This window comes from Desulfuromonas sp. KJ2020, from assembly GCF_024197615.1.
Classification (GTDB): domain Bacteria; phylum Desulfobacterota; class Desulfuromonadia; order Desulfuromonadales; family SZUA-540; genus SZUA-540.
Genome location: NZ_JAKUKE010000001.1, coordinates 97655 through 124448, shown reverse-complemented (window position 1 = coordinate 124448; position 26794 = coordinate 97655). Strand labels below are relative to the sequence as shown.

24 protein-coding genes are annotated in these 26794 nt (G+C 62.8%); 16 read left to right on the top strand and 8 right to left on the bottom strand.

The features are described from left to right. Positions 1-91: 91 nt before the first annotated feature. The 5 genes from MJO47_RS00590 to MJO47_RS00570 all read left to right on the top strand — a co-directional run bounded on the left by MJO47_RS00590 (position 92) and on the right by MJO47_RS00570 (position 5617). Complete coding sequence (locus MJO47_RS00590) at positions 92-478, top strand: hypothetical protein (protein WP_253959180.1); 387 nt, start codon at positions 92-94, stop codon at positions 476-478. A 107-nt stretch (positions 479-585) separates the two neighbouring features. Next, complete coding sequence (locus tag MJO47_RS00585; RefSeq protein WP_253959179.1) at positions 586-2502, top strand: putative nucleotidyltransferase substrate binding domain-containing protein; 1917 nt, start codon at positions 586-588, stop codon at positions 2500-2502. Between the two features lie 107 nt (positions 2503-2609). After that, on the top strand, positions 2610-3014 hold the full coding sequence (locus tag MJO47_RS00580) for a co-chaperone YbbN (protein WP_253959178.1): 405 nt from the start codon (positions 2610-2612) through the stop codon (positions 3012-3014). Positions 3015-3018: 4 nt separating this feature from the next. Next, positions 3019-3684 (top strand): cytochrome c biogenesis CcdA family protein, encoded by a 666-nt coding sequence (locus MJO47_RS00575; protein WP_253959177.1) that lies wholly within the window; start codon positions 3019-3021, stop codon positions 3682-3684. Positions 3685-3715: 31 nt separating this feature from the next. After that, positions 3716-5617: an ABC-F family ATP-binding cassette domain-containing protein gene (locus tag MJO47_RS00570; protein WP_253959176.1), complete on the top strand. Its 1902-nt coding sequence runs from the start codon at positions 3716-3718 to the stop codon at positions 5615-5617. Between the two features lie 3 nt (positions 5618-5620). On the opposite strand, the gene MJO47_RS00565 is transcribed toward MJO47_RS00570, so the two are convergent. After that, on the bottom strand, positions 5621-6772 hold the full coding sequence (locus MJO47_RS00565; protein WP_253959175.1) for a glycosyltransferase family 2 protein: 1152 nt from the start codon (positions 6770-6772) through the stop codon (positions 5621-5623). 76 nt (positions 6773-6848) lie between these two features. Here MJO47_RS00565 and MJO47_RS00560 point away from each other — a divergent pair, with 76 nt between their 5' ends. Further along, complete coding sequence (locus tag MJO47_RS00560; protein ID WP_253959174.1) at positions 6849-7583, top strand: YkgJ family cysteine cluster protein; 735 nt, start codon at positions 6849-6851, stop codon at positions 7581-7583. 75 nt (positions 7584-7658) lie between these two features. On the opposite strand, the gene MJO47_RS00555 is transcribed toward MJO47_RS00560, so the two are convergent. The 6 genes from MJO47_RS00555 to MJO47_RS00530 all read right to left on the bottom strand — a co-directional run bounded on the left by MJO47_RS00555 (position 7659) and on the right by MJO47_RS00530 (position 14219). Then, positions 7659-8549, bottom strand: a complete 891-nt coding sequence (locus MJO47_RS00555; RefSeq protein ID WP_253959173.1) for a glycine betaine ABC transporter substrate-binding protein — start codon at positions 8547-8549, stop codon at positions 7659-7661. Between the two features lie 20 nt (positions 8550-8569). After that, the gene (locus tag MJO47_RS00550) at positions 8570-9415 is read right to left on the bottom strand and encodes a proline/glycine betaine ABC transporter permease (RefSeq protein ID WP_253959172.1); all 846 of its coding nucleotides are present in this window, start codon (positions 9413-9415) and stop codon (positions 8570-8572) included. Next, a complete protein-coding gene (locus MJO47_RS00545; RefSeq protein ID WP_253959171.1) occupies positions 9415-10596 on the bottom strand; it encodes a glycine betaine/L-proline ABC transporter ATP-binding protein in 1182 nt (393 codons plus the stop codon). Before MJO47_RS00545 ends, MJO47_RS00550 begins: the two co-directional genes overlap by 1 nt. Before the next feature lie 76 nt (positions 10597-10672). Further along, on the bottom strand, positions 10673-11257 hold the full coding sequence (locus tag MJO47_RS00540) for a MarR family winged helix-turn-helix transcriptional regulator (protein WP_253959170.1): 585 nt from the start codon (positions 11255-11257) through the stop codon (positions 10673-10675). Between the two features lie 181 nt (positions 11258-11438). Beyond that, a complete protein-coding gene (locus MJO47_RS00535; RefSeq protein ID WP_253959169.1) occupies positions 11439-12761 on the bottom strand; it encodes a DEAD/DEAH box helicase in 1323 nt (440 codons plus the stop codon). 393 nt (positions 12762-13154) lie between these two features. After that, positions 13155-14219: an SPASM domain-containing protein gene (locus tag MJO47_RS00530; RefSeq protein ID WP_253959168.1), complete on the bottom strand. Its 1065-nt coding sequence runs from the start codon at positions 14217-14219 to the stop codon at positions 13155-13157. 200 nt (positions 14220-14419) lie between these two features. Here MJO47_RS00530 and MJO47_RS00525 point away from each other — a divergent pair, with 200 nt between their 5' ends. The 9 genes from MJO47_RS00525 (at position 14420) to MJO47_RS00485 (ending at position 25171) form a co-directional block, all read left to right on the top strand. Beyond that, on the top strand, positions 14420-15097 hold the full coding sequence (locus tag MJO47_RS00525) for a PTS sugar transporter subunit IIA (RefSeq protein ID WP_253959167.1): 678 nt from the start codon (positions 14420-14422) through the stop codon (positions 15095-15097). A gap of 83 nt (positions 15098-15180) precedes the next feature. Next, positions 15181-15918: a YoaK family protein gene (locus MJO47_RS00520; protein ID WP_253959166.1), complete on the top strand. Its 738-nt coding sequence runs from the start codon at positions 15181-15183 to the stop codon at positions 15916-15918. Next, complete coding sequence (locus tag MJO47_RS00515; protein WP_253959165.1) at positions 15915-17912, top strand: proton-conducting transporter membrane subunit; 1998 nt, start codon at positions 15915-15917, stop codon at positions 17910-17912. The genes MJO47_RS00520 and MJO47_RS00515 overlap by 4 nt, the downstream gene beginning before the upstream one ends. Continuing rightward, positions 17909-19888 (top strand): proton-conducting transporter membrane subunit, encoded by a 1980-nt coding sequence (locus tag MJO47_RS00510; RefSeq protein WP_253959164.1) that lies wholly within the window; start codon positions 17909-17911, stop codon positions 19886-19888. The genes MJO47_RS00515 and MJO47_RS00510 overlap by 4 nt, the downstream gene beginning before the upstream one ends. Before the next feature lie 10 nt (positions 19889-19898). Continuing rightward, positions 19899-20810, top strand: a complete 912-nt coding sequence (locus tag MJO47_RS00505) for a respiratory chain complex I subunit 1 family protein (protein ID WP_253959163.1) — start codon at positions 19899-19901, stop codon at positions 20808-20810. 12 nt (positions 20811-20822) lie between these two features. Beyond that, a complete protein-coding gene (locus MJO47_RS00500) occupies positions 20823-21461 on the top strand; it encodes a hydrogenase (protein ID WP_253959162.1) in 639 nt (212 codons plus the stop codon). Positions 21462-21465: 4 nt separating this feature from the next. Continuing rightward, positions 21466-22890 (top strand): proton-conducting transporter membrane subunit, encoded by a 1425-nt coding sequence (locus tag MJO47_RS00495; protein WP_253959161.1) that lies wholly within the window; start codon positions 21466-21468, stop codon positions 22888-22890. Further along, positions 22887-24398, top strand: a complete 1512-nt coding sequence (locus tag MJO47_RS00490; protein WP_253959160.1) for an NADH-quinone oxidoreductase subunit C — start codon at positions 22887-22889, stop codon at positions 24396-24398. The genes MJO47_RS00495 and MJO47_RS00490 overlap by 4 nt, the downstream gene beginning before the upstream one ends. Before the next feature lie 20 nt (positions 24399-24418). Further along, positions 24419-25171, top strand: a complete 753-nt coding sequence (locus MJO47_RS00485) for a hydrogenase (protein WP_253959159.1) — start codon at positions 24419-24421, stop codon at positions 25169-25171. A 15-nt stretch (positions 25172-25186) separates the two neighbouring features. On the opposite strand, the gene MJO47_RS15505 is transcribed toward MJO47_RS00485, so the two are convergent. Then, complete coding sequence (locus MJO47_RS15505) at positions 25187-25438, bottom strand: GSU3128 family (seleno)protein (RefSeq protein WP_305882380.1); 252 nt, start codon at positions 25436-25438, stop codon at positions 25187-25189. Positions 25439-25687: 249 nt separating this feature from the next. On the opposite strand from MJO47_RS15505, the gene aroC reads away from it, so the two are divergent. Next, on the top strand, positions 25688-26776 hold the full coding sequence (gene aroC / locus MJO47_RS00480) for a chorismate synthase (RefSeq protein ID WP_253959158.1): 1089 nt from the start codon (positions 25688-25690) through the stop codon (positions 26774-26776). Positions 26777-26794 lie beyond the last annotated feature (18 nt).

The window sequence follows — 26794 nt, the reverse complement described above, 5'->3', positions numbered from 1 at the left end:
AATTTTATTGATTGAGACCTTCCTCATCGGGTAAAAATGGGTTCGTTTTAAACGGTGTTTGAGTTTTACAGAGGATGACGGGAGACTGATTATGTTTGCACATTATTTTGATTTCGTGATGAGGTGGGTTTTGGTTCTCGCCCTCTTCCCCATGGCCTTCTTCTGGCTGCGACGGGCCTGGCGGATATTCGGCAAGCGCGATTATTCTGAAGTCGCCCTCAAACGGGGGGAGTCGCCCCCGCGTCCGGAAAAATGGGCCACTCTGGTGGGTCTGATCAATCTCGCCGCCGGGCTGGTGGTGCTGGGAACCGCCCTAGGGGCTCTGCGCGGTGTGGGACCGCTGCAGAATCCGCAATCCTGGATCGCCGTGGCCGGTTCGACCATCTGGATCAAGATTTTCCTCGATTTCATCATCAGTCGGCAGGCCCATCCGATGAATCTGGGCCGTAAAAAGAAGAAAGACTCCTCCGCCTCCTGAGGCGGGGTGTCCCGGTTTAAAAAGTGAAAGAAGCTTCCCGTGCCAGGAGGCTTTTTTCGTATGGCGGATCACCAGAGCAAAGTGAGGCGGGCAACAGCGGGGTTGGTATGGATTTGATCAGGACATTGCAGGATACGGAGCCTTTCAGCCAACTCCCGGCGGAGATTCTGGCCGATTTCGAAGAGCATGCCGTCGTCCAGAAATTCCCGCCCCACACCCATATTTTCCACCAGCACGATCCCCCCACCGGCTACCTCTACCTGATCAGCAAAGGCCTGGTTGAAATCGTCGCCCTGACGCCAGGCGGGGTGGAGATGGTCGTCGACTACCGCAAGGAGGGGCAGTTCTTCGGCGCTACCCCCATTTTTACCGGCGAGCGCTATACCGCCGGAGCCCGCACGGTGAAAGCGACGGAGTGCTACCTGCTGCCGCAGGAGCTGCTGACCCGCGCCGCCAAGCACTGCCCTCAGATTACCGAGCATTTCACCCGCACAATCCTCTCCCGCGTACGCAGCCTCTATTCGGATATGGTCGAGGATCATACCCAGAAGGCGCTGACGCAGATGGAGGCCTACCCGTTCAAAAAGCGCCTGTCCGAGATCATGTCGTCACCGGTGGAGACCTGTGAGCCGACGACCTCGGTGCGTGAGGTGGCCCGTTTGATGATTGAACGGGGCATTGGTTCGCTCATCGTTCGCGATGACCAGAAGGCCGCCGCGGGAATCATCACCGAGCACGATCTGGTGCGCAAGGTCATGGCGCGGGAGGGCACCGATTGCGACACCCTGACCGCCGCCGAGGTAATGACGCCCAATCCGCATACCATGCCCGTGAATGCCTACATGTACGAAGCCACCAGTTTTCTCATGGGGCATCGCATCAAGCACCTGCCGGTCATCGATCGCGGCGAGGTGGTGGGTATGGTGACCCTGCGCGACCTCATGAAGTACCGCAGCCAAAAGTCGATGATCCTGGTGGGCAGCGTCAAAGAGGCTCGCTCCATTGACGAGCTGGTGACGGCCCGGGCCAGTGTGGTCAAGGTGGCCAAAGCTCTCATGGGGGAGGCGCGTTCCCATTTCGAGACCATGGAGATCCTCTCCTACATTCATCACTGCATCATGCGGCGCTGTTTTGATCTCATTATCGAGGAGATGAAGCAGGAGGGGATGAAACCGCCGAATATCCGGTTCTGCCTCATTATCATGGGCAGCGGCGGGCGCAAGGAGATGCTGCTCAATCCGGACCAGGACAACGGACTGCTCTACGAAGATTTCCCCGATTCGGAGCTGGAGCGGGTCGAGGCCTTCTTTCAGCCTTTTTCCGAGCGACTGGTTCAGGCCTTCGAACGCATTGGCTATCCCCTGTGCAACGGCAAGGTCATGGCCAACAACCCCTACTGGCGCGGACGGCTCAAGGACTGGCAGGAGCGCATCAACCGCTGGATCACCGTGCCCGAGCCGAAGCGGGTCATGTATTCCACCATCTTTCTCGACTTCATGCCTTTGGCCGGTGACGCGACCCTCTGTCGGGATTTGCGCAGCATCCTGCATGACGCCTTGCGGCGCCACCCGATCTTCTTCTTCTACCTGCTGGAGAATGATCTGAACCTCAAATCCCCTCTCGGCATGCTGGGGCGCTTCGTGGTGGAAAAGAGTGGCGAACACAAAGGTCTAATCTCTCTGAAACAGGCCGGCAGCGTTTTTATCGTCGACTGCGTGCGCATGTTTCTGCTGGAGAAGGGGGTAGATGCCACCACCACGGTGGAGCGGCTGGACGAGCTGGTGCGGCTGGGCGTCTTCAATCACGAAACGGCCGAACATCTCAAGGCAGCCTTTGAAGCTTTCACATTTCTGCGCCTGCGCCACGAAATCGCCCTCATCGAGCAGGGGAAAACCCCTTCCCACTACATCGATCCCTACGCGCTCTCCAAAAACGAGCAGGATATCCTGCGCGAGGCCTTGCGGGCCGCCGCCAAACTGCAGGATTCCACCAAGCGTCACTTTGGGCGGGGCATGCGTAGCTGACCTTCCGATCCAGCCGGTTTTTCCCTTTCCCCTTGCGCCGTCGTCCGGCGGTCACTATATTACCTCTTCACTAATTTTCGCCTGCTTCCACGGGAGGTCCTATGCAGATGATAAAAGTATGGTTGTTGATTTTGTTCGCCCTGTTGCCGGCCTGCACCGACAGCGAGCCGAAAACGGCGGCGGCACCGCCGCCGGTGGCGGTTTCCGGGCCGGCGGCTGAACAGGCCGCGGGTCCTTTTCTGGTCTTTTTTCTCGATCCTAACGGCGGGCCCTGCCGCCTGCAGAACGACATTCTGAACCGGATGGCCAATGAGCTGGATGGCCAGGCCGAGCTTCGCTATGTGCAGACGACAGTGCCGACGGACCTCAACTATTTCTACGCTTACGGTATTCGCGGCCTGCCGGCGCTGGTGCTGGTCGATGGCGAGGGGCGCGAAATCAGGCGTCTTCCCCCCGGCGTGCGTAGCGCCGAGGAAATCCGTCAACTGCTGAAAAGCGCCGCGAACCCGTGAGGTCATGATGCCTCTTGATTTGTCGCTGTCCTCGCTGCTCATGGCTCTGGCCGCCGGTTTTGCCAGCCTGGCTTCCCCCTGCGTGCTGCCCGTCGTGCCCATCATCGTTACCGGCACGCCGCAGGACCACCGGCTGCGCCCCGTCCTCATCGTGCTAGGACTCAGCGTCAGTTTTATCGCCATGGGGGCGGTGAGTTCCCTCTTTGGCGGAGCCGTGGCCGGTGTCATGCCGACGTTGGAGAAGGTGGCAGGGGTGGTGGTCATCTTCTTTGGCGTCCTCATGCTCTTCGACGTCAACCTCTTTAAACGCCTCACCTTCTTTGCGCGCCTGCCGGCGGCGGGGTCGGGGCGCTGGTCGGGGCTGATCCTCGGATTGACGCTGGGGCTGGTGTGGATCCCCTGTGTCGGCCCCGTGCTGTCAGGGCTGCTGGCCCTGGTTGCCACGGACGGCCGCCTTTCCGTCGGGCTCCTGCTGCTGGCCGTCTACTCCCTCGGGTTCGCCATCCCCATGCTGCTGGCCGCCTACGCCAGCCAGTCCGTGCGCCAGAAAATACGCGCCGTCAACCGTCACCCGCTGGCTGTGCGACTGGTCAGCGGCCTGCTGCTCATCGCTTTCGGGGTCTATATTCTGAAGGCGGGGATGCTGAGCATCGGCTTCACCACGGCATGAACGGCCCCCTGAGGTGCCGCCAGGATATCCCATGAACGTCATCGACATAACCGATCTGCACAAAAGCTATGGTGCCCGCACCGTCCTCGCCGGCATTGGCCTTACCCTTGGCGAGGAGGAGAAGGTCGGGGTCATCGGTCGTAACGGCTGCGGCAAGTCGACGCTGCTGCGCATTATTGCCGGGTTGGAATCGGCCGATGCCGGGCGGGTCATCCGCAAGCGGGACCTGACCGCCGTCTACCTGCCACAGGAGCCGGAACTCGACCCCACCCAGAGTATCCGCCAGACCCTTGATGCCGCCCTCGGCGAAGCGCGCCGCCGGCTGTCCCGCTTTCAGACTATCTCCGACGAACTGCACACCGCCCACGGGGAGGCCGCCGAGCGTCTGCTGCACGAACAGCATGAAATCCAGAGCTGGCTCGACCTGCACGGGGCGTGGAATCTCGATCACAAAGTGGCTGACCTGTGCGGCCAGCTCGGTCTGGTCGATCCGCGGCAGCGGGTGGGGGAACTCTCCGGCGGCGGCGTCAAGCGGGTCGCCCTGGCGGCGGCGCTGCTGCGCGAGCCCGAACTGCTGCTGCTCGACGAGCCCACCAACCACCTGGACGCCGACACCGTCGCCTGGCTGGAAACGGCCCTGCGCACCTTCGCCGGGGCGGTGATGCTCGTCACCCATGACCGCTATTTTCTCGATCGGGTCGTCAACCGCATGTTCGAGATCGATCAGGGTCAACTGACGTCCTTCGCCGGTGGGTACAGCGCCTACCTGGAGCAGAAGCAGGAGCTGCTGCTGCGCGAGGAACGCTCGCAGGACCGCCTGCTCAATCTGCTGCGACGGGAAGAAGCCTGGCTGCGGCGCGGGGCCAAGGCCCGTACCACCAAGCAGAAGGCGCGCATTGACCGGGTCGAACAGCTGCAGGGGCAGAAGAAGACCGGTTCCGGCCGGGAGATGAAGCTCGAACTGGAGATGGGGCAGCGCCTGGGTGGTACCATCCTCGAACTCGCCGGGCTGACGGTCGAGATGGAAGGCCGCCCCCTCATTCGCGACCTCGACCTCATTATGCGCAAGGGGGAGCGTATCGGCATCCTCGGTCCCAACGGCTGCGGCAAGACCACCCTGCTGCGTACCGTTCTCGGCGAGCTGTCGCCGGCTGCCGGCACCGTCGTTCTCGGCAAAAACACGCGTATCGGCTATCTCGATCAGGCCCGTAGCGGCCTCGATCCCGAGCAGTTCGTGCACGAGGCGGTGGGGGAGGGGGACTGGGTCACGGTCGCCGGCCACAAACGCCACAAAATCGGCTATCTGGAGGATTTTCTCTTCTCCCGCGATGAGCAGCGCAAACGCATCTCCACCCTTTCCGGTGGCGAGCGGGCCCGGCTGCTGCTGGCCAAGCTCATGCTCGAAGAAGCCAACCTCATCATTCTCGACGAGCCGACCAACGATCTCGACATTCCCACCATGCAGGTGCTCGAAGAGGCCTTCAACGCCTTTCCCGGCTGCGTGCTGGTCGTCACCCACGATCGCTGGTTTCTCGACCGCATCGCCACCGGTATCCTCCATTTTGAGCCGGGTGGCCGCATGCAATTCTCCGAGGGGAACTACGAGGATTTCTGCCGGCTGCAGGCCCTGCAGGCCGAGGAGGCAGCGGCGGTGAAAACGCCCCTCAAGGCCAAAGAGGCGGAGGTCCGGGTGCGCAAGCGGGCCGGGCTCAGCTACAAGGAACAGCGGGAGCTCGAAGCGGTAGAGGCGGAAATCGCCGAACGGGAAGCCGAAATGGCCGAACTGGAGGCGATGCTCTCCGACCCCGCCCGCCTGGGCGGCGACAGCGGCCGTCTTGAAGAAACGGCTCGCCAGTTTGCCGCGGCTGAAAGTCGGCTGGAGGAATTGATGGCCCGCTGGGAAGAACTGGAAGTAAAAAAAGCCGGCGAATGAGGCTCACACCCGGTTCTGGCGCAGCTCTGCCAGGGAATAGAAGGTGCCACGCCAGGTGATGCCGCCCTGCAGCAGGTTAAGGGTGACGGAGCGCAGCAGGATGTAGGTAAAGAGGGCGGCGGCCAGGGGATAGCCGGCGGCGTACCAGCGCCGGTAGCCGTGAAAGCGGGCGCCGTCAATCAGGCTGAAGGTCAGCACCGCGACGATGGCCGCGTAGAGCAGGCGGGTCGTTCCCGTCGTCAGCAGAAGGGCGGCGTAGGGCCAGACACTGACGGCCAGATGAAAAAGGGCCCCGGCGATAATCAGTGACAGGCGGTAGTCGGTGCCGGCAAAGACGTTCTTCTCCAGCCCGCGGATCACCTCGCCGACGCTGGCGTACCATTCGACGCTGATGAGGCCGCTGCCGTAGGCGACATCCTGCGAAAATCCCCCTTTTTTGAGGATCTTGCCCAGCTTGAGGTCGTCGTCCGGACGCAGGGCGATGGTGCGGTGGCCGCCGACCTCCTGGTAGGCCGTCATGCGCACCAGGTTGAAGGCGCCGATACCGATGTGACAGCGGCTTTTCGGGTCGCGGGCTTTCCAGGGGCGCACGTACATGCCGAAGATCAGACCGAAAGTGGCCCCGAAGATATTGAGAAAATGGGTGGGCATGTGCGGCACCGGCGTGGCGGCCAGGTGATCGAGCTGTTCACGGTCGAAAAGGGCGATGGCGCGGGTCAGGGTGCTCGGTTCCATGACCACGTCGGCGTCGGTGAAGAGGAGCAGTTCGCCACGGGCCAGTGCACTGCCACGCCAGAGGGCGTGATTCTTGCCAAGCCAGCCGGCCGGCAGTTCGTCGATGGTGAGCAGGCGCAGGCGCTTGTCGGTGGCGCCGAGCTCCTGCAGAATGACGCCGGTCCCGTCTTCCGAGCGGTCGTTGACCACGATCACTTCGTAGTCAGGATAATCCAGGCGCAGGATCGACTGCAGGGCCTGGCGGAGGTGGCGCTCCTCGTTGCGGGCGGCAATGACCACCGAGACTTTGGGAGGTGTGGCGGGCAACGCCGGGGCCACCTCGCGCAGAAAAGTCAGGCGGCGACTGCCGAGATAGGCGATCAGCGCCGCCGGGGTGACGATCAGCAGAGTGACGAGCCCCAGCCAGAAGAGTAAATCCATAACCGCTCCATGGGGATTTCGGTGGCGATTTCTGTCTCCACGGTAGTGCAACAGGCGGCAAAAAGGTAGAGGGAAAATGACATCGACAGACGAAAAGATGGCGCTGTGGCCAGCCTTGAAGACGGCCGTCGGCGAAGATCAGCATAGGCTGGACCGGGAGATGGCCCGCTGGAGCGAGGCCTATGGCGAGCGCGGCGGAAAGATTCATTGTAGCCGGGGCTGCCGCAACTGCTGCACGCTTCACGTCGAGGTGTCCCTGACCGAGGCCCTGCTGGTCAGCGATGCGCTCACCGTCGAACAGGCAGCGGCGGTGGAAGCCGCCGTGGAGCGCATGGGGGCGGAGCTCGCCGGCGTCGACGATTTCAAAACCTTCCTGCGCCGCTATCGGCAACGGGTTGGCGCCTGTCCCTTTCTCGATGCGGATGGGGTTTGCACGGTCTACGCCGTGCGTCCCTTCGCCTGCCGGGCCCTGCTCTCCACCCGCCCCGCCGATTGGTGCGCCATCGATTTCGCCACGCTGTCCCCGTTGGAGCGCACCCTTTTTATGGACAGTCTCGACCGTACTGTGGTCGCTTTTCCCACCCACTATGTGGCGGACACCCAGGAGCGGGCCCAGGAGCTGGAAGCTGCGGCCATCGCCGCCATGCGGGAGCGCTTTGGTCTGGCCGTCAGTGGCAATCTGCCCTATCTCGTCCATCTGCAGCGCCGGTATGGCCTGAGCGAGGCGCTGGCGCAGGGAGAAAAGGCAGTACGGGAGCTGCTGCACCATCACGGCATCGACTCGCCTTTTCTCGTTCATCTCCATACCTGAGCCCTCAGACACACGAAGGGGCGGCCCTTTCGGTGCCGCCCCTTCGTGCTCATGCCTGTCGCGCTTGCCGGTCCGTTACTTCAGCCACTCGGCCACTTTTTCCGGATTTTCATTGATCCAGCGCTTGGCGTTCTCGTAAGGGTCCGCCCCTTCTTCTTCATTCCAGATCATGACCGTGGCCATGTCTTCCGGTGTCCAGTTGAACTTGTCCAGAAAGGCGTAGACTTCAGGCTGGTCTTCCTGCAGACCCTGGCGCACGATGGTGTGGACGAATTCCTCTCCGCCAAAGATATTTTTGGGATCTTCCAGATACTTGAGGTCCCAGGCGGCGAACTTCCAATGAGGCGTCCAGCCGGTGACGACGACCCACTGGTTGTTCTTGATGGCGTCGGCCAGGGCGGCGGTCATGGTGGCGCCGGTTCCTTCAATGAGTTTGAAGTTGTCCAGCCCGTATTCGGTGAGGGCGAGCTCCGTTTTGGACATGAGGCCGGCGCCGGGGTCGATGCCGACGATACGGCCATTGAACTTATCCGCGTTGGCATTGAGCTCTTCGAGCGAGTCGATGGTGACATAGGTCGGCACGACCAGTCCGATTCGGGTACCCGTGAGGTTGGGGCCGAGGTCCACGTACTTGCCCTTGATTTCCTCCAAATAGTGGCCGTGGGTGGTCGGAACCCAGGCGCCGACCATGCCGTCGGCGTCGTTGGCGGCGAGGGCCTGATACATGGCGGCCGCACCGACAGCAGTCGTCTTCACTTCATACCCCATCTTTTCCTGCAGAACGGCCTTGACAACGTTGGTGCTGGCGATTTCGGAAGCCCACTCGACGTAGATCAGCTCAACGGGCTTTTTGGTCGGGGCGGCCGCCTGCTTGGCGGTCTCGTCTTCCTGTTTGGTGCAGCCCAAAAGTCCCAGGCTCAACAGGGCTGTCAAAAGGATAGCCAGGCGAATAAAGGGTGATTTCATCGTTTTTCTCCTTATGCGTGTTAAAGGTTGACGGACTTGCGGGTCGTGATCTTCTGGGTGATGCGATCGAGGATAATGGCGACGATGACCACGCCCAGGCCGGCCTCAAAGCCCATCCCCGGCTTCAGACGCTGGATCGCTTTCCAGACCTCGCTGCCCAGACCGCCGGCGCCGATCATGGCGGCGATGACCACCATGGACAGGGACAGCATGATGGTCTGATTGACGCCGGCCATGATGGTCGGCGTCGCCAGCGGCAGCTGCAGCTTGAAGAGCTTCTGGCTGCGGGTCGAGCCGAAGGCGTCCGCCGCCTCGATGAGATCTTCAGGCACCTGCCGGATGCCGAGGCAGGTCAGGCGGATAGCCGGCGGCATGGCGAAGATGACGGTGGAGAAGATGGCGGAAACGGGACCCAGGCCGAAAAAGGGGATGGCCGGAATCAGGTAGACAAAGGCGGGCATCGTCTGCATGAAATCGAGCACGGGCATGGTCACCCGATTCATCCCCTGGTAGAGAGCGGCGAGGATGCCGATGGGGATCCCGATGGACACGGCCACCAGGGTGGAAATGAGCACCAGGGCGATGGTGGAAACGGTGGCTTCCCACAGGCCCAGATTCCAGATGAAGAGCAGTCCGAGGGCGGCAAAAATCGCGATGCGCCGCCCGCTCAGCCACAGGGCGATGCCGGCGAAAATAAGGATGAGCAGCCAGGGGGGCAGAAAGAGCATGCCCTCGACCAGGGCGTCGATGCCGGTCTCGGTGACCCGGGAGAGACCCTTGGTGATAAAGGCGAAATGCTCGGTGAAGAAATCGATCAGGGCTTCAATGCCCTTTCCCAGGGGAAATTTCGGCAGGGGCATATCCATCAGCCTAGCCTCCTTTCTGCCATGGCGGCCAGCAGCGCGCCGCGCACGACGATACCTTTGAGCTTTCTGTTCTCATCGACGACGGCGACGGGAAAGTTTTCGAAAGCGAAGAGTTCCTGCAGGCTGGCGCCGGGATGAATCTCGGGCACATCGCGGACAATGGCCGTTTCGATGCTCGCTTCGTTGCGCTTCGCCAGTTTCGAGGCGTCCTCAGCCGAAAGGATGCCAAGCAGACGGCGCTCCTTGTCCACCACCAGGATGCCGGAAAGACCGACTTCTTTCATCTTGTGCAGGGCGGTTTTGGGGCCATCCTTGGGAAAGGTGACGGCGGTTGCCTTGTGCATGACCGATTCGGCCGTGAGGATTTTGGAGATGTCGACATCCTCGATGAATTTTTCCACATAATCGTTGGCAGGGTTAGTGAGAATCTCTTCCGGCGTACCCGCCTGCACAATAGCGCCGTCGCGCATGATGATGATCTTGTCGCCGAGTTTGAGGGCCTCGTCGAGGTCGTGAGTGATGAAGACGATGGTCTTGTTGACCCGGCTCTGCAGGGCCAGCAGTTCGTCCTGCATTTCGCGGCGGATCAGGGGGTCGAGGGCGCTGAAAGCCTCGTCCATCAGCAGGATGTCGGGGTCAAGGGCCAGCGCCCGGGCCAGGCCGACGCGCTGCTGCATGCCGCCGCTGAGCTGGCCGGGGTAGGAATTCTCCCAGCCTTTGAGACCGACCAGTTCGAGGGCCTCCTGCGCTTTGGCCTGACGCTCGTCGGGAGCGATGCCCTGAATCTCCAGGCCGTATTCGGCGTTTTGCAGAACGGTGCGATGGGGAAAGAGGGCGAAACGCTGAAAGACCATGCCGAATTTCTTCAGGCGGGTGCGGCGCAGGGCCTCCTCCGACAGGGTGGTGATATCGGTGCCGTCGATAAAGACTTTGCCGCCCGTCGGTTCGATGAGGCGGTTGAGGCAGCGGATGAGGGTCGACTTGCCGCTGCCGGAGAGTCCCATAACCACGAGGAATTCGCCCTCGTTGATGTCGAAGGAGACCTGATTGATGCCTACCGCCAGCTTGTGGCGCCGCAGAAGTTCTTCCTTGCCCATGCCGTCCTGCAGCATTTTGATCCCGGCACGGGGGGTCTTGCCGAAAACCTTGTAAAGATTTTCGACTTTGATCTTTGGTGTCATAGCATTCCTGTCTTTTGGTGTAAGGACAATAGAGGGGCCCATTTTCGCACCGGAGCGGGAAAAACGGACAAGGCTGTCAAGGGTTGACAGGGTCTGGCGGTGGTGCGATGGGGCCCGTGGCCAGCAGGGGGGCCGCGTCGATTTTGCGCGCCTCCATCAAGTCCACGACTTTCTCCAGGGACAGGGTGATGGAGACCCTTTCGAGCTCCGGCAATTCCTTCAGCGCGTCGGCCAAGGATTCCTGCAGGGGACTGGGCGCCGCGGTGGCCAGGGCCTGTCCGGCCTCCGTGGCCGCCACCTGCACCTGTCGGCGGTCGCGGCTGCTGCGCTGACGCACGACCAGACCCTTCTCTTCAAGGCGGTCGACAATGCCGACCACAGTGCTCGGGCTGAGGTAGATTTTCTGGGCCAGCACCGTCGTAGGCAGGGGGCCGTGATCGATGAGGGCCAGCAGGCAGCCGAGTTGGGGGCCGGTGATGTTGTGCTGCTGGATCAGCTTCTGCGAATGAATTTCCGTGGCCCGGATAATGCGCCGCAGGGCCTGGAGGATGCGCAGCTCGTAGCTGTTTGAAGGGATGCGGGGTGGTTTCTGGCTGTCGGCCTCTGTGGTGTGGCGAGTTCCGTGGGGCTTCGTAGCCGGTTTTTCAGGTTGAGACGTCATGTGATGACCTCTATGCAAAATAGTTCAAAAATATTAGGGAGCAAAAGATTCGTATGCGAATCGTTATAGATAGCACAACCAGCGAAGGGTTGTCAAAAACTGCGTTCAGCGGGAGGCAGGAAACAAAAAAGCCGGTGCGCACAAAGCGTACCGGCTTTTGGTCGGGATGACAGCGGTTTTATCAGCGGCTGCGGCGGTGAATCACCACGGGCTCGCTCTTGGGCTTGGCGCCAAAGGGGCGACCAGCATTGCCGGTGCGGCGTTGTTGCGGGCGGCCCTCTTCGGTTTTGCCGTAGGTGCGCTGCTGGCGCACGGGTTTGCCGCCTTGGGGTTTGCGGCTGGTGCGGCGCGGCTGCGGGTGGAGGCCGCGGGTCGGCTCCAGGCCGGGAACGACATGCTGGGGCAGCGATTGGCCGATGTAGCGCTCAATGCGCTGCAGGGCCAGGGCGTCGCTCCCGGAAGCGAAGGAGATGGCGGTTCCGCTGGCGCCGGCGCGGCCGGTGCGACCGATGCGGTGGACATAGTCCTCGGCGAACTTGGGTAGATCGAAGTTGATGACGTGGCTTATACCGGTGACGTCAATGCCACGGGCGGCGACGTCCGTGGCGACGAGCAGCTTGACGCGGCCATTGCGCAGGTCACGCACGGTGCGGTTGCGGGCGCCCTGGGTCATGTCACCGTGCAGGGCGGCGGCGCGATGGCCACGGGAAGACAGCTCCTGAGCCAGGCGGTCGGCGTCGCGCTTGGTGGCCGAGAAGATGATGGCCTGGTTCATGCTGCCGTCGGTGACCAGGTGTTCGAGCAGGCGTTGTTTGTGTTCCAGATTGTCGGTCACATGCAGGCGCTGCTCGATTTTCAGGCTGGTGGAACCCTGGGGTGCCATCGCGATCTTTACCGGGTTCTTCAGCAGGGCCATGGCCAGCTTGGTCATGGCCTGATCAAGAGTGGCGGTAAAGAGCAGGGTCTGGCGGTCGGCCGGGGTGGCGGCGGTGATTTTTTCCACATCCTGCTGAAAGCCCATGTCGAGCATGCGGTCGGCCTCGTCGAGGACGAGGATTTCGACGCGCGACAGATCGAGGCTGCCGCGATCGAGGTGGTCGATGAGGCGTCCCGGCGTGGCGACGACCAGGTCAAGAGGCTGCGACAGGGCCTTGAACTGGTCGCGGTAGGGGCTGCCGCCCAGGATGACTGCGCTACGAACGCGCAGGTACTTGCCATAGTTGCGGGTGGCGTCGGTCACCTGGCTGGCCAGTTCGCGGGTCGGCGTCAGTACCAGAATGCGCGGAGCGCCCTTGGGGCCTTTTTTCAACGTAGCCAGACGTTCGAGGGCCGGCAGCATAAAGGCGGCGGTCTTGCCGGTGCCCGTCTGGGCGCTGGCGATCAGGTCCTTGCCCAGCAGGGCTTCGGGAATCGCCTTGGCCTGAATGGGGGTCGGGGTGGTGTAGCCGCACTCGAGGACGGCTTTGAGGACGGGGGCGGACAGGTTGAGTTCGGTAAAAGACATGCAGAATCCTTGCTGATTTCGTCAAAGACACGCGTCATTGCAGCCGCAAGGCCTGAAGCCTTCCTCTAGGCAGACTCGCAAGGACTGGTCGAAAGACGAAACAGTGAATAAAGTTCGGGGTGCGATACCGCTGGGACAAACGATTGTCCCAAGGGGAACGGCCTTGCACAACACCGTTGGCATGAACGCATCGTCGCCAACCGAAGTGCTGCGCAATATCCGAAGGGAATGATTGCAGGGGGGTCAGTGATCGATGGGGCAGAGGAAAAACCGGGCGGGCCGGCGATAGAGGACTTTTCCGCTGGTAGCGTTAACGCTGAACTACGCACTATAGGCACTGTTTGCCTAAAAAGCAAACAGTTTTTTTGAGGAGCTGCTGGCGCAGGCCTAGGGTCAGTCGACGCAATCGCCTTGAGTCGCGTCCTTTCTTGCCAACAGGGGGCTGAGGTTACCGAGGTCGACCCGGGGTCGGTCGGCGAGTGAACGCAGTATGAGGAGAAAATCGGCGTGCTCCGGATGGTTGGCCCGGTGTACGGCCCGGATCCCAAACTCCTGGCGGCTGAAGGTGCCCCAGTTGACCAGCTGGCTGAAATAGACGGCGGCGCCCAGGCTATGGGCCCATTCGACAAAGGCCGGCATCTCCCGGTAGTTGTTGGCCTGGACGACAAAGCTGAAGGTGAGGGCGATGGGCAGGCCGGCGATGTAGCGCAGGTTGGCGCGCAGCTGCCGAAAATCCCCGCCATGGCGGTTGAGGGCGTAGGTCGCGGCCGTGGCGGCGTCGATGGAGATCTCGGCAGTCTGCACGTAGGGGTGAATCGGCGCCATGGACTCCCACAGGGTTTCGGTCCAGAGCTGGCCGTTGCTGTGCAGGCGGATGTTTTTCAGCCGGGGGAAATCCCTGGCATCGAAGTGCTGCAGCAGCCCTCGATAGGTCGGGCTGCCGAAAGGGTCGCCGGTGCCGCTGAGAATCAGGGTTTCGGCCGAGGGGCCCGCTTCACGGCGGATCTTTTCCGTCAGGGCGGTAACGGTCTCCAGCGCGGTTCCCCGCGCCAGGTGAAAGTCGCGGCGGCAACTGGCGCAGGCCAAATTGCAGCTGCGGTCGTGGCAGAGGTTGAGGGTCTTGGGGCCGTAGACCAGGGTGGTGGCGCCGTTCTGCAGCGCCTGTCGGATGTCCGGATCGGCCACCTGTTCCAGGGGGCTGACCGGTGCGGTGGCGCTGGCCAGGCGGGGACAGCGCTGACGGTTGCAGCCGGAAAAGCTGCCATTGAGGATCGCCTGGCGCACCTGGCGAGCCTGTTCGCCATTCCAGATCTGGCCGAGGGGGGCCTGCAGCAGGTTGCCGATGGCGGTCTTCAGCCAGGCCGGACAGCACAGAAAGACCTGGCCGTCGGGGTGAATCTCGCACCAGTCGAAGGGTTGGGTGCAGAACATCTGGGTGCTTGGTAAGGGGGTGGGCATGAGATTTCCTCTGATTTACCTGCTTGGCGGGGACTGTAGCAGAAGGCTGTCGTCGGGGGAAGCCTTTGTCGAGAAGAAGTTTATATAGATTTTCCTATAAATATCTTTTCGGGGCCATAAAGCTGTTGACAATTTGGTCAGAGAGAAAAATAATGTCCAAAGATGTCCAAATGAAATGACATATGTCATAGGTGATAAAAATGAACGTTTCTGTTAAAGACGCCGCCAAGTTGCTGTCGGTCTCCGAAAAGACCATCTATCGCTGGATCAAGCAGGAGCTTGTGCCGGCCTACAAGGTCCATGAGAGTTATCGCTTTAATCGGGCCGAGTTGCTGGAATGGGCGACGTCGCGGCGCATGGGCATCTCGCCCGAACTGTTGGCCGAGCCGGAAGGCGATGCCCTGCCGCTGCCGCACCTGAGCGAGGCCATCGAGGCCGGGGGAATCTTCTACCGCCTGGAGGGGAAAAGTCGGGACGAGGTGCTGGCCGATGTGGTGGAACATCTGCGACTGCCCGATGAGGTCGATCGCGATTACCTGTGCCGGGTGCTCATCGCCCGCGAAAAGCTGGCTTCCACCGGCATTGGCGAAGGGATCGCCCTGCCGCATCCGCGTAATCCGTCGCTGCTGCATGTCACCCGACCGACGGTGACGTTGTGCTTTCTTGAGCAGCCGGTAGATTTTTACGCCCTCGACGGTATCCCGGTTCAGGTGCTCTTTACGCTTATTGCCCCCACCCTGCGCGCGCATCTGCATCTTCTCTCGCTCCTTGGTTTTGTCCTGCGCGACCGCAACTTTCGCAAAACCCTGGCGGAACCGGGGAGCCGGGAGGAGATTGGCGCGGCGCTGCGTCGCGCCGAGGACCGCTGCCAAAAATAGAAGAGGCGGGCCGTCGGGGAAAGACCGGCTGGATCGGTTTTTCGTGAGCGTGGATTTGAAAGATTGTCGGAGTTCTCAGCTGCATGCCCTATTCGCTTGATCAGACCAAAAAGAATCTCTATCGCGAGCGTCCCTGGGTCTTCGTCTTCGGCGCGTTGCTCGCTTCGGTCGCCGGGTTTGTCAATGTGGTTCTGCTGGGGATCTATCATGTGCCGGTCAGTCATATGAGCGGCGCCGTCTCACGCCTGGCCATCGATATCACCACCACCAACCGGGGCGATCTGGTTGGTGCCTTCTCCATCTTTGCCGGGTTCCTGGCTGGCGCGGTATTGAGCGGTTTGATCATTGGCTCCACGCAAGTCCGCCCTGGTCGACGCTACGGCATCACCATGATGATAGAGGGGGCTATTATTGGCGCCGCCACCTTTCTGCTCATGGCCCAGCTGTCTATCGGCATCCCCCTGGCGGCCATGGCCTGCGGTCTGCAGAACGCCATGGCCAGCAGCTATTATGGGCTGATCATCCGCACCACCCATGTGTCTGGCATGGTGACGGATATCGGAGTCCTGATCGGACAGGGACTCCGTTACCGGCACATCGAGTGGTGGAAGCTTTTTCTGCTGACGACTCTGTTGGGAGGTTTTTTCAGCGGTGGCCTCATCGGCGGCCTCGCCTACGCCTGGGTCGGTATCCCGGCGCTTTTACTTGCCGCCGCCGGCTGCGCGAGTGCCGGTCTCGGCTATTTTCTCTGGAGGCGACGCCACCTGGCTGATTTCCAGTTCGACCGTCCGGATTTTAGTTCACCGAAAGAGATGGTATGAACCTGCTGCTGTTGGCCCTCCTGATTTTTGCCGCCACGGGGTTCCTCGCTCTGTGCAGTTCCCGCTGGCCGCGGCTGGCCGCCGTGCTCGGTGGGGCCGGTATGGTGGCGGGCGCTTTAGCGGGATTGCTGGCGGCTCTGTCGGGTCTGCGTGCTGATGCGCCTCAGTCCTGGACGCTGGCCTGGGGGGTGCCGGGTGGTCACCTGTCCCTCTACCTGGATCCCCTCGCTGCTTTTTTTCTTTTGCCCATGTGCCTGCTGGCTCTGCTCTGCGCCCTGTACGCACCGGGATATCTGCAGGGACACGCCCACCCGGCCGCCCTGGGTCCGCACTGGTTTTTCCTGAACATGATGGTTGCGGCCATGATTCTGGTCGTGGTTGCCGCCAATGCGGTGCTCTTCCTCATGGCCTGGGAGGTCATGACGCTGACTTCCTTCTTTCTGGTGGCCTTTGAGCATCGTCAGGCCGAGGTGAGAGAGGCCGCCTGGCTTTATCTGGTCGTTGCCCACCTGGGACTGGTGCTGCTGCTGGCCTTTTTTGCGGGGGCCGGCACCCTCTGCGGGAGTTTCGATTTCGCCGCCTTCACCGGCCTGGCGCAGCTTTCACCCCAGACGACCGGCCTGCTGTTTGTCGCCGCCCTGGCCGGCTTCGGCGTCAAGGCCGGTCTCTTTCCCCTGCATGTCTGGCTGCCCGATGCCCATCCCGCCGCTCCCAGCCATGTGTCGGCTCTGATGTCGGGAGTGCTGGTGAAAGTGGGGGTCTACGGCATCCTGCGCGCCGGCAGCTTTCTGCCGTCGGCGTTGCCGCTGGCCGGCGTCGTCCTCATGGCCCTGGGTGGCGCCGGCGCCCTCTATGGCATTGTCCTGGCCAATTTCCAGCGGGATATCAAAAGGTGTCTGGCCTACTCGACCATTGAAAATGTGGGGATCATCTTTCTCGGTCTGGGCCTGGGCTTTTTCGCGCAGGCCAACGGGCATCCCACGCTGGCCCTCTTCGGATTTGCCGGCGGCCTGCTGCACATCTGGAATCATGCCCTGTTCAAGGGGTTGCTCTTTTTGGGCGCCGGCAGCGTTCTGCATGCCACGGGAACGCGGGATATGGATCAGCTCGGCGGCTTGCTCAAGCGCATGCCCTGGACGGGCGGCCTCATGCTCGGCGGCTGTCTGGCCATCGCCGCCCTGCCGCCCTTCAACGGCCTGGTGAGTGAATGGCTCATCTATTTGGGTCTGCTGCAGGAGGGCGTGCTGGATGCCGGTTTCAGCGGCCTGCTTTCCCTGCTGCTGGTCGGTCTTCTCGGCCTGGTCGGTGCGCTGGCCGTGCTGGCCTTTACCCGCCTGGCCGGGATTGTTCTGCTGGGCAGCCCCCGCAGTCTGGCGGCCGAGCAGGCGCATGAGTCTTCGCTGTTTCTGCTGGGTCCCATGGGCGCACTGCTGGCCGGCTGTCTGCTTGTCGGCGTGCTCCCTCAGGGCGCTTTGGCTCTGTTGGCCTTGCCCCTTGAGCAGCTCGTTCCCGGCGGCCAGGCGGCCCTGGCCCCGGTGCTGCTGCGCGTGGAGAAACTGGGTCAGTTCCACGGTCTCGTCGGGCTCAGCCTCCTGGCCATCGCCGCCCTCCTTCTCTGGCTGCGTCATCACCGGCCTGTCACCCGTCGCGGGACCTGGAGCTGCGGCTTTGCCTTTTCCTCGTCCCGGGTCGAGTACACGGGTGAGGCCTATGCCGAGTTGACCCAGAGCCACCTGGTTCCGCACCTCCTCGCTCCGCAGGTCAAGCGCCCGCTGTTGCGAGGGGTATTTCCAGGGCACATAGGCCTGAGCCAGCAGTCCCTCGACCCGGTACTGACCCGTCTGTTCCTGCCCGGCATCGCCAGGGTGACCCACTGGTGCGTGCGTCTTCGCTGGCTGCAGCAGGGGCGACTGCATGTCTATCTGCTCTATATTTTCATGGCCTGTACCCTGTTGCTGGCCTGGGGTGTCTGGGCCGGGAGGGGGGTGCCATGACCATGGGATTATTCCTGACCGGGATCCTGCTGCTGCTCTTTTCCGGGCTGCCCGGCCTGATGGCCCGGCGCCAGGCCCTTTGGGGAGAGCGCTTGAGCTGCCTGCTGACCCTGCTGGGAACGACCTGCGGTCTGGCCGCCGCAATTATGGCCCTGCTGGCGCCGACCACGAATCGTCTGCGGCTGCCCTGGGGGGTGCCCGGTGCCGAATTCGTGCTGCAGCTCGATGCCCTTTCCGCCGTTTTTCTCCTGCCGCTCTATCTGGTGGTCAGTGCCGGCGCGGTCTATGGTCTCGGCTACTGGCCCCAGCGACGGCATGGGGCCAGCGCGCAGAAATTACGCTTCTTCTACGGCCTGATCGCCGGCGCTCTCATGCTGGTGCTGACGGCGCAAAACGGCTTGCTCTTTCTCTTCGCCTGGGAAGCCATGGCCCTGGCCGGCTTCTTTCTCATTACCACCGAAGATGACAAGGAGGACAGCCGGCGGGCCGGTCTGATCTATCTGGCGGCGACCCACACGGGCACCCTGGCCCTCTTTGCCCTCTTCGCCCTGCTGGCGGCTGTGGTCGGCTCCTTCGCCTTTCCGGCGGCGGCCACCCTCGCCTCTGCCGGTACCGGCACGGCGATCTTTCTGCTCGGTCTTTTCGGATTCGGCCTGAAGGCTGGCATCATGCCTCTGCATATCTGGCTGCCGGGCGCTCATGCCGCCGCCCCCAGCCATGCCTCGGCGCTGCTCTCGGGGGTCATGATCAAGACCGGCATTTACGGCCTGGTGCGCCTGACCTCCTTTTACGCCGACATTCCTCTGAGCTGGGGGGTGGGGCTGCTGGTGCTCGGGGCGCTATCCGGCGTGCTGGGGGTGGCTTTGGCCCTGGCCCAGCACGACATCAAGCGCCTGCTCGCCTACCATAGCGTCGAGAATATCGGCATCATTGTCATCGGCCTGGCCATCGCCTTGCTCGGCCGCACGTTTGAGCAGCCGGCCATGATCCTGCTGGGAATTTCGGGGGCGCTGCTGCACACGGTCAATCACGGTCTCTTCAAGTCCCTGCTGTTTCTGGCGGCGGGGGCGGTCATCCACTCTACCGGAACCCGCGAGATGGATCACATGGGGGGACTGTTCCGGCGTCTACCCTGGACGGCCGTCTGTTTTCTCGGCGGTGCCGTCGCCATCTGCGGGCTGCCTCCTCTCAACGGTTTTGTCAGTGAGTGGCTGATTTACCTGGGCGCTTTCGATTCGCTCAAGGGGACGGGAGCCGTTGGTCCATGGGCTGTGCTGGTCGCGCCGGTCCTGGCTCTCATCGGCGCACTGGCGGTGGCCTGCTTTGTCAAGGTCTTCGGCGTGGTCTTTTTAGGAGAACCTCGGTGCCCCGAGGCGGCCACGGCCAAGCCGGCGGTCTGGTCCATGCGTTTGCCCATGCTCGCTCTGCTGACGGCCTGCGCCTGGATCGGCCTGCTCCCCTGGACCTTCGCCCCCCTGCTGCAGCAGGCCGCGGCGGTCTGGTCGACGCAGGTCGCAGGACTGGAGCTGGAAGCGCCCCTAGCGCCGCTCTCCCGCCTCAGCCTGGTGGCTATTTTGTTGCTGCTGACGCTGGCCGGTTTGTGGCTCTGGCTGCAACGACGCGGCCATGCCGGGGCCCCGCGGGTGGCTACCTGGGGGTGCGGTTACCAATTCCCAGCCCCTCGCATGCAGTACAGCGCCTCTTCCTTTGCCGACCTGCTGGTTGGGCTTTTCCGGGGTGGGCTGTGGACAAGTCGCCATGAACAGCCCCCCAAGGGTCTTTTTCCGGCAAAAACGGGCTTTTCCAGCCACACGCCGGACGCCGTGCTCGACCGTTTCCTGTTGCCGCTCAGTCAGGGATTGGCCTGGCTTTTCACCTTGCTGCGGCGTTTTCTGCAGAACGGCAGACCCGCTTTTTATCTGCTCTATATCGCTTTGACCCTGCTGACCCTGCTTATGGTAATCGCCGGTGGTTGAGGAGGCTTCGATGTTTGTCAATGTTCTGGTCCACCTGGCGCTTCTGCTGCTGTTTGCGCCTCTGCTGCAGGGGGTGATCACCCGCACCAAGGCTCTGTTCGCCGGCCGGCAGGGCGCACCCCTGCTGCAACCCTACTATGACCTGGCCCGCCTGTGGCGCAAGGGGTTCGTCCTCAGCCACACGACCACCTGGGTATTTCTGGCCGGACCGGTGGTCGGGCTGGCCGTGCCGATTCTGGCCGCCCTCCTGCTGCCTTTCGGCGCCCTGCCGGCGCCCATCTCTTTTCAGGGGGACTTGATCCTCTTTGTCTATCTCTTTGGGCTGTCCCGTTTTTTCGTGGCCTCCGCCGCCCTGGATACGGGTTCGAGTTTTGAGGGGATGGGGGCAGCCCGCGAGGTGACTTTCTCCTGCCTGGCCGAACCGACCCTGCTCTTTTCCCTCATCGTCCTGGCCCGTCTGGCCGATGGTCTTTCTCTGGGGACCCTGCTCGGCAGCGGCCTCGGCTCCTCCTGGAGAGGGGGGGCGGCCTCGCTGGGGTTGATCACCGTCTGCCTCTTTGTTGTGCTGCTGGTGGAAAATTCCCGCATTCCCTTCGACGATCCCAATACCCACCTCGAGCTGACGATGATCCACGAGGTCATGGTGCTCGATCACAGCGGCCCGGCTTTCGGCATGGTCCTGTACGGCGCCGCCCTCAAACTGATGGTGCTGGGCTCTCTTGTCGTCCGTTTGGCTTTGCCCTTTGAGACGGGCAGCCCGCTGCTGGACGGGGGCGTCTACCTCGGCGGCCTGCTGCTGCTGGCCGTGCTGATCGGCGTGGTGGAATCGACCATGGCTCGTCTGCGCCTGGTGCGTGTCCCTCAGGTGCTCATCGGCACCATGCTGATTTCGATTTTTGCCCTGGTGCTGGTGCTGCGTTAGGAGTTACGACCCATGATTGAATTGAGCAACCTCTGCCTGCTACTGGTGATCCTCATCAACTTCTTCACTCTGGGCAGCGCCCGCCTGGTGGCCTGCATTCGGGTCGTGGCTCTGCAGGGCGCCCTCATCGCGCTGCTGCCGATTCTGGCCCACGGGATTTCCTGGCACACCCTGATGCTGACGGCGACCGCCTTTCTCCTCAAGGGCGTGTTCATCCCCTGGCTGTTGCTGCGGGCCATCCGGGAGGTACGCATCCGTCGCGAGGTCGAGGCGCTTATCGGTTTCGTTCCCACCCTGATCATCGGCGCCATGCTCACGGCCGGAGCTTTTATCTTTGCTGATTTTCTGCCGCTGCTGCCGGAGCATCAGGGCGGGCTCTACGTCCCCACCTCTCTGGCCACCCTCTTTGCCGGCTTCATGCTGCTGATGACGCGGCGCAAGGCCATCACCCAGGTGCTCGGCTATCTGATGCTGGAAAACGGCATCTTCATTTTCAGCATCCTGCTCAGCGAGGCGATGCCCCTGGTGGTGGAAGCGGGGGTGCTGCTTGATCTGCTCGTCGCGGTATTTGTCATGGGAATTGTGATCAACCAGATCAACCGGGAGTTTTCCACCGTGGATACCACTAGGCTGTCCGTTCTGAAGGAATAACACGATGCTGATGTTGCTGATTTGTTTCCCCCTGGCCCTGGCCGCCCTGGCGGTGGCGCTGCCCTCCTTCCGGGTGCGGAGCTGGCTGCTGCCGGTCAGCGGTGTCCTGCACTTCGCGCTGGCCGTCGTCGTGGTCAGTCAGGGGACCCCTGCCGCAACGCCCTGGCTCGGCCTCGATGCCCTCTCCCAGCTGGTCCTGCTGGCGACCAGTCTGCTCTACCTGGCCTGTTCCCTCTACGCCGTTGCCTATCTCAACCTGCATGCGGAACGGGGGAACCGCCTGATGGTCGCCTGCCTGCTGATCTTTCTGACGGCCATGACCCTGGCCGTGGCGGCGCGTCATCTGGGGCTGCTGTGGGTGGCGGTGGAGACGACGACCATCGCCAGTGCTCCGCTGATCTACTACAATCGCAACCGCCTCTCCATCGAAGCGACCTGGAAATATCTCATTCTCTGCTCGGTGGGCATTGCCCTGGCCATGGTCGGCATCCTCTTCGTCGCCTATGCGGCTCTCGGCAACGGGGTCCCGGTCAGCCTGCAGCTCGATGCGCTGCTGGCGGCGGGGCCAACCCTGGCCCGCCCCTGGCTGCATGCCGGTTTCGTCTTTCTGCTGGTCGGCTTCGGCACCAAGATGGGGCTGGCGCCGCTGCACAGCTGGAAGCCCGATGCCTACGGCGAGGCGCCGGGTCTGGTCGGCGCCCTGCTGGCCGGCGGTCTGACCTCCGTGGCCTTTCTCGCCATCCTGCGCGGAGTGCAGCTGATGGGAGCGGCCGGCGATCTGGCCCTGGCCCGACAGATGCTGCTCGGCATGGGCCTGCTCTCGTTGCTGCTGGCAGCCATCTTTATGGTCCGGCAGGGCGACATCAAACGTCTGCTCGCCTATTCGAGCGTCGAACACATGGGGCTGCTGGCGCTGGGGGTCGGTATCGGTGGTCTGGCCACCTTCGGCGCTCTGCTGCATCTGCTCAACAACGCCATGACCAAGGGCTGTCTCTTTCTCTGTGCCGGCAATATCCACCGGGCCTTTGCCAGCAAGCGCCTGCAGGATGTGCGGGGCGCGCTTTCGGTACTACCTGTCTCCAGCGCCCTCTTTCTGGCCGGCTTTCTGGCCATCACTGGCTCGCCCCCCTTCGGCCCTTTCCTCAGCGAGTTCACCATGCTGCGCGGCATCTTCGCCGCTGGCCAGATGTGGGTGGGCGCTGTGGTGCTCGTGCTGCTGGCTGTCATCTTTATCGGCATGGGGGCCACGGTGCTGGCCGTGACCCAGGGGGAGGCGGATGTGGAGCAGGTGTATTTTCCGGATCGGCTGCCCCTGGTGGCGCCGCCCCTCTTCCTGCTGCTGGTCGTGCTGGTGCTGGGGCTCTATCTGCCCGAGCCCCTGCAGCGCCTGCTGCGGGATGCCGCCGCTCTGCTGGAGGTGAACGCATGATGCCCATCGTGAAAAATGGCGGGACTGTGCCGCTCGATGAGATCCCCGTTCTCGACTATGAGGCTTTCGGCCCCCGGTTGAAGGTCGATATGGAACAGGAAGGGAGGGTGGCCGCCTACTTCGGGCACTTGGCGGCGGCCGGCGAGGTGGAACTCTTTGCCCTGATCGCGCACGACTGGAAGGGAGAGCTGCATCTGCTGCGGTCACGGGTCGGCTACCGTTTCCCTTCCCTGACCCCGGAAATCCCCCAGCTGCATCTTTTCGAGCGGGAGCTCGCCGAACAGTTTGGCGTGGTGCCCGAAGGCCATCCCTGGCTCAAGCCGGTGCGTTTCCATTCATCCTGGGTGCCCGGACGGGATGCCTGGGGCCGGGCGGCGGGGGAGCATCCGGTGCCGGGGGATATGGAATTCTACCGGGTTGAAGGGGAGGAAGTGCATGAAGTCGCCGTCGGGCCGGTGCATGCCGGGGTGATCGAGCCGGGGCATTTCCGCTTTCAGTGCCATGGCGAAAAGGTCATGCACCTGGAGATCTCCCTCGGTTTTCAGCATCGGGGACTCGAAGCCCTGCTGCGCGGCGGTCCGCAGGCCAGCACTCTGCCTCAGCTGGAGGCGGCGGCCGGGGACACGACCATCGGCCACGCCACCGCGTACTGCCAAGTGCTGGAGGCCTTAAGCGGTTGTGCGGTGCCGCCGAAAGGGCAGGTGCTGCGGGCGGTATCGCTGGAGCTGGAGCGTCTGGCCAACCATGTCGGCGACATCGGCGCGCTTGCCGGGGATGTGGGCTTTCTGCCGACGGCCAGCTTCTGCGGCCGCATTCGCGGCGATTATCTCAACCTGAGTGCCGAACTGTGCGGCAGCCGTTTCGGGCGTGGGATGATTCGTCCTGGCGGGGTTGGTTTCAACGCCGAGCCGGTGCTGGTCGCCCACCTTCTGCAGCGCCTGGCTGTAATCGAACAGGATACGCGGGGGGCGATCGAACTCTTCTTCGACAGTCCCTCGGCCCTGGCCCGACTGGAGGGGACGGGGAAGGTCGCTACCGAGGACGCCGAGTCCCTTGGTCTGGTCGGCATGGCGGCCCGCGCCTGCGGGCTGGCCATCGACTCCCGTATCCATCATCCGGTCGGCGCCTATGTCGACGATTTCGATCATGTGGTCATAGAGGAAGGCGGGGATGTCTTCGCCCGGGCCCAGGTGCGTCGGCGGGAGATCTACGATTCCATCAAACAGATCCGGTACTGGCTCAGCCGGTTGCCCGCCGGCGCGACGCGGGCCGAGGTGGCTCCGCTGGCGCCGGACAGTCTGGCCGTAGCGTTGACGGAGGGGTGGCGCGGCGAAATCGTGCATGTGGCTCTGACCGATGCCGTCGGCCGGTTTTCCCGCTACAAGGTCGTGGACCCCTCCTTCCGCAACTGGAGCGGTTTGGCCATGGCCCTGCGCGAAGAACAAATATCCGACTTTCCCCTGTGCAACAAGAGTTTCAATCTTTCCTACTGCGGTATCGATCTGTAGGTGGGGATGGAGAACGAGCGATGTTGAAGATTATTGCTGAACGCTTTCGTCAGGGCTATCGGACCGGTAATTACCCCAAGGAAGAGCCGGTGCTGCCGGCGCGTTTTCGTGGGCTGCCCCGTCTGCAGCCGGAGCGCTGCCCCTCCGGCTGTGACGACTGTCTGCGCGGCTGCCCCTACGGCGCCGTGCAGCGGCGGGAGGGCAAAGTGGCGGTCGATATGGGGCTCTGCCTCTTCTGCGCCGACTGCACAGCCTGTACGCACGACGCCCTCTCCTTCAGTGGCGATTATCGGCTGGCGTCCCGCCGCCGCGACGGGCTGGTGGTCGACGCGGACGTTTACCCGCTGGCGGAAGCCCTCGACGCCCGCATGAAAAAACTGTTCGGGCGCTCCCTGAAACTGCGGCAAGTCTCCGCCGGCGGCTGCAACGCCTGCGAAGCCGACCTCAACGTACTCGGTACCCTGGTCTTTGACCTGGGCCGTTTCGGCATCCAGTTCGTCGCCTCGCCCCGCCATGCCGACGGTATTCTGGTCACCGGGCCGGTCACTGAAAACATGAAGAGCGCCCTGCTCGACACCTACGCCGCCATGCCCGAACCGAAGCTGGTCATCGCTTCCGGGGCCTGCGCCATAGGCGGCGGTCCCTTCCGTGGCAGTCCCGAGTGCCACAACGGCCTCGGCGATCTGCTCCCCGTCGACCTCTACATCCCCGGCTGTCCGCCGCACCCCTACACGGCGCTGGACGGTCTGCTGCGTCTGCTCGGTCGCCTGTAAGGGGCGGCCGCGGCTTTAGAATTCGAGTTCTTCCTGCATGCGCAGGGTGAAGTTCTTGGCTCGCCCTGATGGCGCGATGATGCCGTAGGCCATGGCCTCCTTGAGTTCCGCCTCGCTGGCTCCTGCTTCCTTCGCGACCGCGAAGTGCTTTTTCAGTCAGTCGGGGCAGCCGACGGCGACGGCGCAGGCCACCCGGATCAGTTCGCGGTGCTTGACGTCGATGACTTCTTCGTACTCATAGTCGAGAATCTTTTTGCGGATTTTCATCGTTCCTCCTCGCAAGCTGCTGGTCGCCCCATCGCCGGCGCCGGACACGGGCCGGCCGGGGTTGAAGGGCGACGTCGATTTCCGGCTACTCCCCCGGTTTACCGCTAATTTCTTGACAGTTTCAAGGGGGCGTTGTAATTAAATCGGGTTTTCACGGACGGATGCAAGCTTTTTTATCCGTCCAGACCGCCTTTAACCGCGATCTTCGCCGGCAATGACCGGCGAAGAAGCCTTTCGCCAGGAGTGGGGATGTCGAGTCAATTCGGAACGCTTTTCAGGATTTCAACCTTTGGTGAATCCCACTGCCCGGGAGTAGGGGTGGTGGTGGATGGCTGCCCCCCGAATATGGCACTGTGCGAAGCCGATATCCAGGCGCAGCTTGACCGGCGTCGACCGGGGCAGAGCGCGCTGACGACCCCTCGGGACGAGAAGGATCAGGTCGCCATCCTCTCCGGCGTTGAGGGGGGTCGCACCCTCGGCACCCCCATCTGCCTGCTGGTGGTCAACAAGGACTTCCGGCCGGGAGATTACACGGAGACGGACGCTGTGCCCCGACCCTCCCATGCCGACTACACCTATCAGATGAAGTACGGCGTCCGCGCTGCCAGCGGTGGCGGCAGGGCCAGCGCCCGCGAGACCATCGGCCGGGTGGCCGCCGGCGCCCTGGCCGAAAAATATCTGCGCGAAGAGTATGGCATCGACATCGTCGCCTGGGTCAGCGCCATCGGCAACGAGCAAGCCCCGACAGTGGATATGGACCGTATCAGCCGCGCCCAGGTCGATGGTTCCGCCGTCCGCTGCCCTGACGCGGAAGCAGCCAAACGCATGGAGGCGGCCATTCTGGCGGCGCGGGAGCAGCAGGATTCCATCGGCGGCGTCATCACCTGCGTCTGCCGGCAGGTGCCCGCCGGTCTGGGCGAGCCGGTCTTTGACAAGCTTGAGGCCGCTCTGGCGGCGGCCATGCTCTCCATTCCGGCCAGCAAAGGTTTCGATATCGGCTCCGGTTTCGATGGAGCCCGTATGCTCGGTTCCCAGCACAACGATCCTTTTGTGGCCAAGGGGGAGCGCCTCGGCACCCTCACCAACCATAGCGGCGGCGTGCAGGGCGGCATCTCCAACGGCGAACCCATCTATTTCCGCGTGGCCTTCAAGCCGACGGCGACCATCGGCCAGCCTCAGTGCACCGCCGATTTTTCTGGCCGCGAGGTCGAACTCAAGGCCCGCGGCCGCCACGATCCCTGCGTGGTCCCCCGCGCCGTGCCCATCATCGAGAGCATGGCAGCGCTGGTCCTTATGGATCTGCTGCTGCAGCAGAAGACGCGCCGGCCACTACGCTGAAGCTCCCCTGTTTTATTT

Coding starts and splice junctions, on each gene's coding strand:
- MJO47_RS00590 (WP_253959180.1), top strand. CDS start 92: ATGTTTGCACATTATTTTGATTTCGTGATGAGGTGGGTTTTGGTTCTC.
- MJO47_RS00585 (WP_253959179.1), top strand. CDS start 586: ATGGATTTGATCAGGACATTGCAGGATACGGAGCCTTTCAGCCAACTC.
- MJO47_RS00580 (WP_253959178.1), top strand. CDS start 2,610: ATGATAAAAGTATGGTTGTTGATTTTGTTCGCCCTGTTGCCGGCCTGC.
- MJO47_RS00575 (WP_253959177.1), top strand. CDS start 3,019: ATGATGCCTCTTGATTTGTCGCTGTCCTCGCTGCTCATGGCTCTGGCC.
- MJO47_RS00570 (WP_253959176.1), top strand. CDS start 3,716: ATGAACGTCATCGACATAACCGATCTGCACAAAAGCTATGGTGCCCGC.
- MJO47_RS00565 (WP_253959175.1), bottom strand. CDS start 6,772: ATGGATTTACTCTTCTGGCTGGGGCTCGTCACTCTGCTGATCGTCACC.
- MJO47_RS00560 (WP_253959174.1), top strand. CDS start 6,849: ATGACATCGACAGACGAAAAGATGGCGCTGTGGCCAGCCTTGAAGACG.
- MJO47_RS00555 (WP_253959173.1), bottom strand. CDS start 8,549: ATGAAATCACCCTTTATTCGCCTGGCTATCCTTTTGACAGCCCTGTTG.
- MJO47_RS00550 (WP_253959172.1), bottom strand. CDS start 9,415: ATGGATATGCCCCTGCCGAAATTTCCCCTGGGAAAGGGCATTGAAGCC.
- MJO47_RS00545 (WP_253959171.1), bottom strand. CDS start 10,596: ATGACACCAAAGATCAAAGTCGAAAATCTTTACAAGGTTTTCGGCAAG.
- MJO47_RS00540 (WP_253959170.1), bottom strand. CDS start 11,257: ATGACGTCTCAACCTGAAAAACCGGCTACGAAGCCCCACGGAACTCGC.
- MJO47_RS00535 (WP_253959169.1), bottom strand. CDS start 12,761: ATGTCTTTTACCGAACTCAACCTGTCCGCCCCCGTCCTCAAAGCCGTC.
- MJO47_RS00530 (WP_253959168.1), bottom strand. CDS start 14,219: ATGCCCACCCCCTTACCAAGCACCCAGATGTTCTGCACCCAACCCTTC.
- MJO47_RS00525 (WP_253959167.1), top strand. CDS start 14,420: ATGAACGTTTCTGTTAAAGACGCCGCCAAGTTGCTGTCGGTCTCCGAA.
- MJO47_RS00520 (WP_253959166.1), top strand. CDS start 15,181: ATGCCCTATTCGCTTGATCAGACCAAAAAGAATCTCTATCGCGAGCGT.
- MJO47_RS00515 (WP_253959165.1), top strand. CDS start 15,915: ATGAACCTGCTGCTGTTGGCCCTCCTGATTTTTGCCGCCACGGGGTTC.
- MJO47_RS00510 (WP_253959164.1), top strand. CDS start 17,909: ATGACCATGGGATTATTCCTGACCGGGATCCTGCTGCTGCTCTTTTCC.
- MJO47_RS00505 (WP_253959163.1), top strand. CDS start 19,899: ATGTTTGTCAATGTTCTGGTCCACCTGGCGCTTCTGCTGCTGTTTGCG.
- MJO47_RS00500 (WP_253959162.1), top strand. CDS start 20,823: ATGATTGAATTGAGCAACCTCTGCCTGCTACTGGTGATCCTCATCAAC.
- MJO47_RS00495 (WP_253959161.1), top strand. CDS start 21,466: ATGCTGATGTTGCTGATTTGTTTCCCCCTGGCCCTGGCCGCCCTGGCG.
- MJO47_RS00490 (WP_253959160.1), top strand. CDS start 22,887: ATGATGCCCATCGTGAAAAATGGCGGGACTGTGCCGCTCGATGAGATC.
- MJO47_RS00485 (WP_253959159.1), top strand. CDS start 24,419: ATGTTGAAGATTATTGCTGAACGCTTTCGTCAGGGCTATCGGACCGGT.
- aroC (WP_253959158.1), top strand. CDS start 25,688: ATGTCGAGTCAATTCGGAACGCTTTTCAGGATTTCAACCTTTGGTGAA.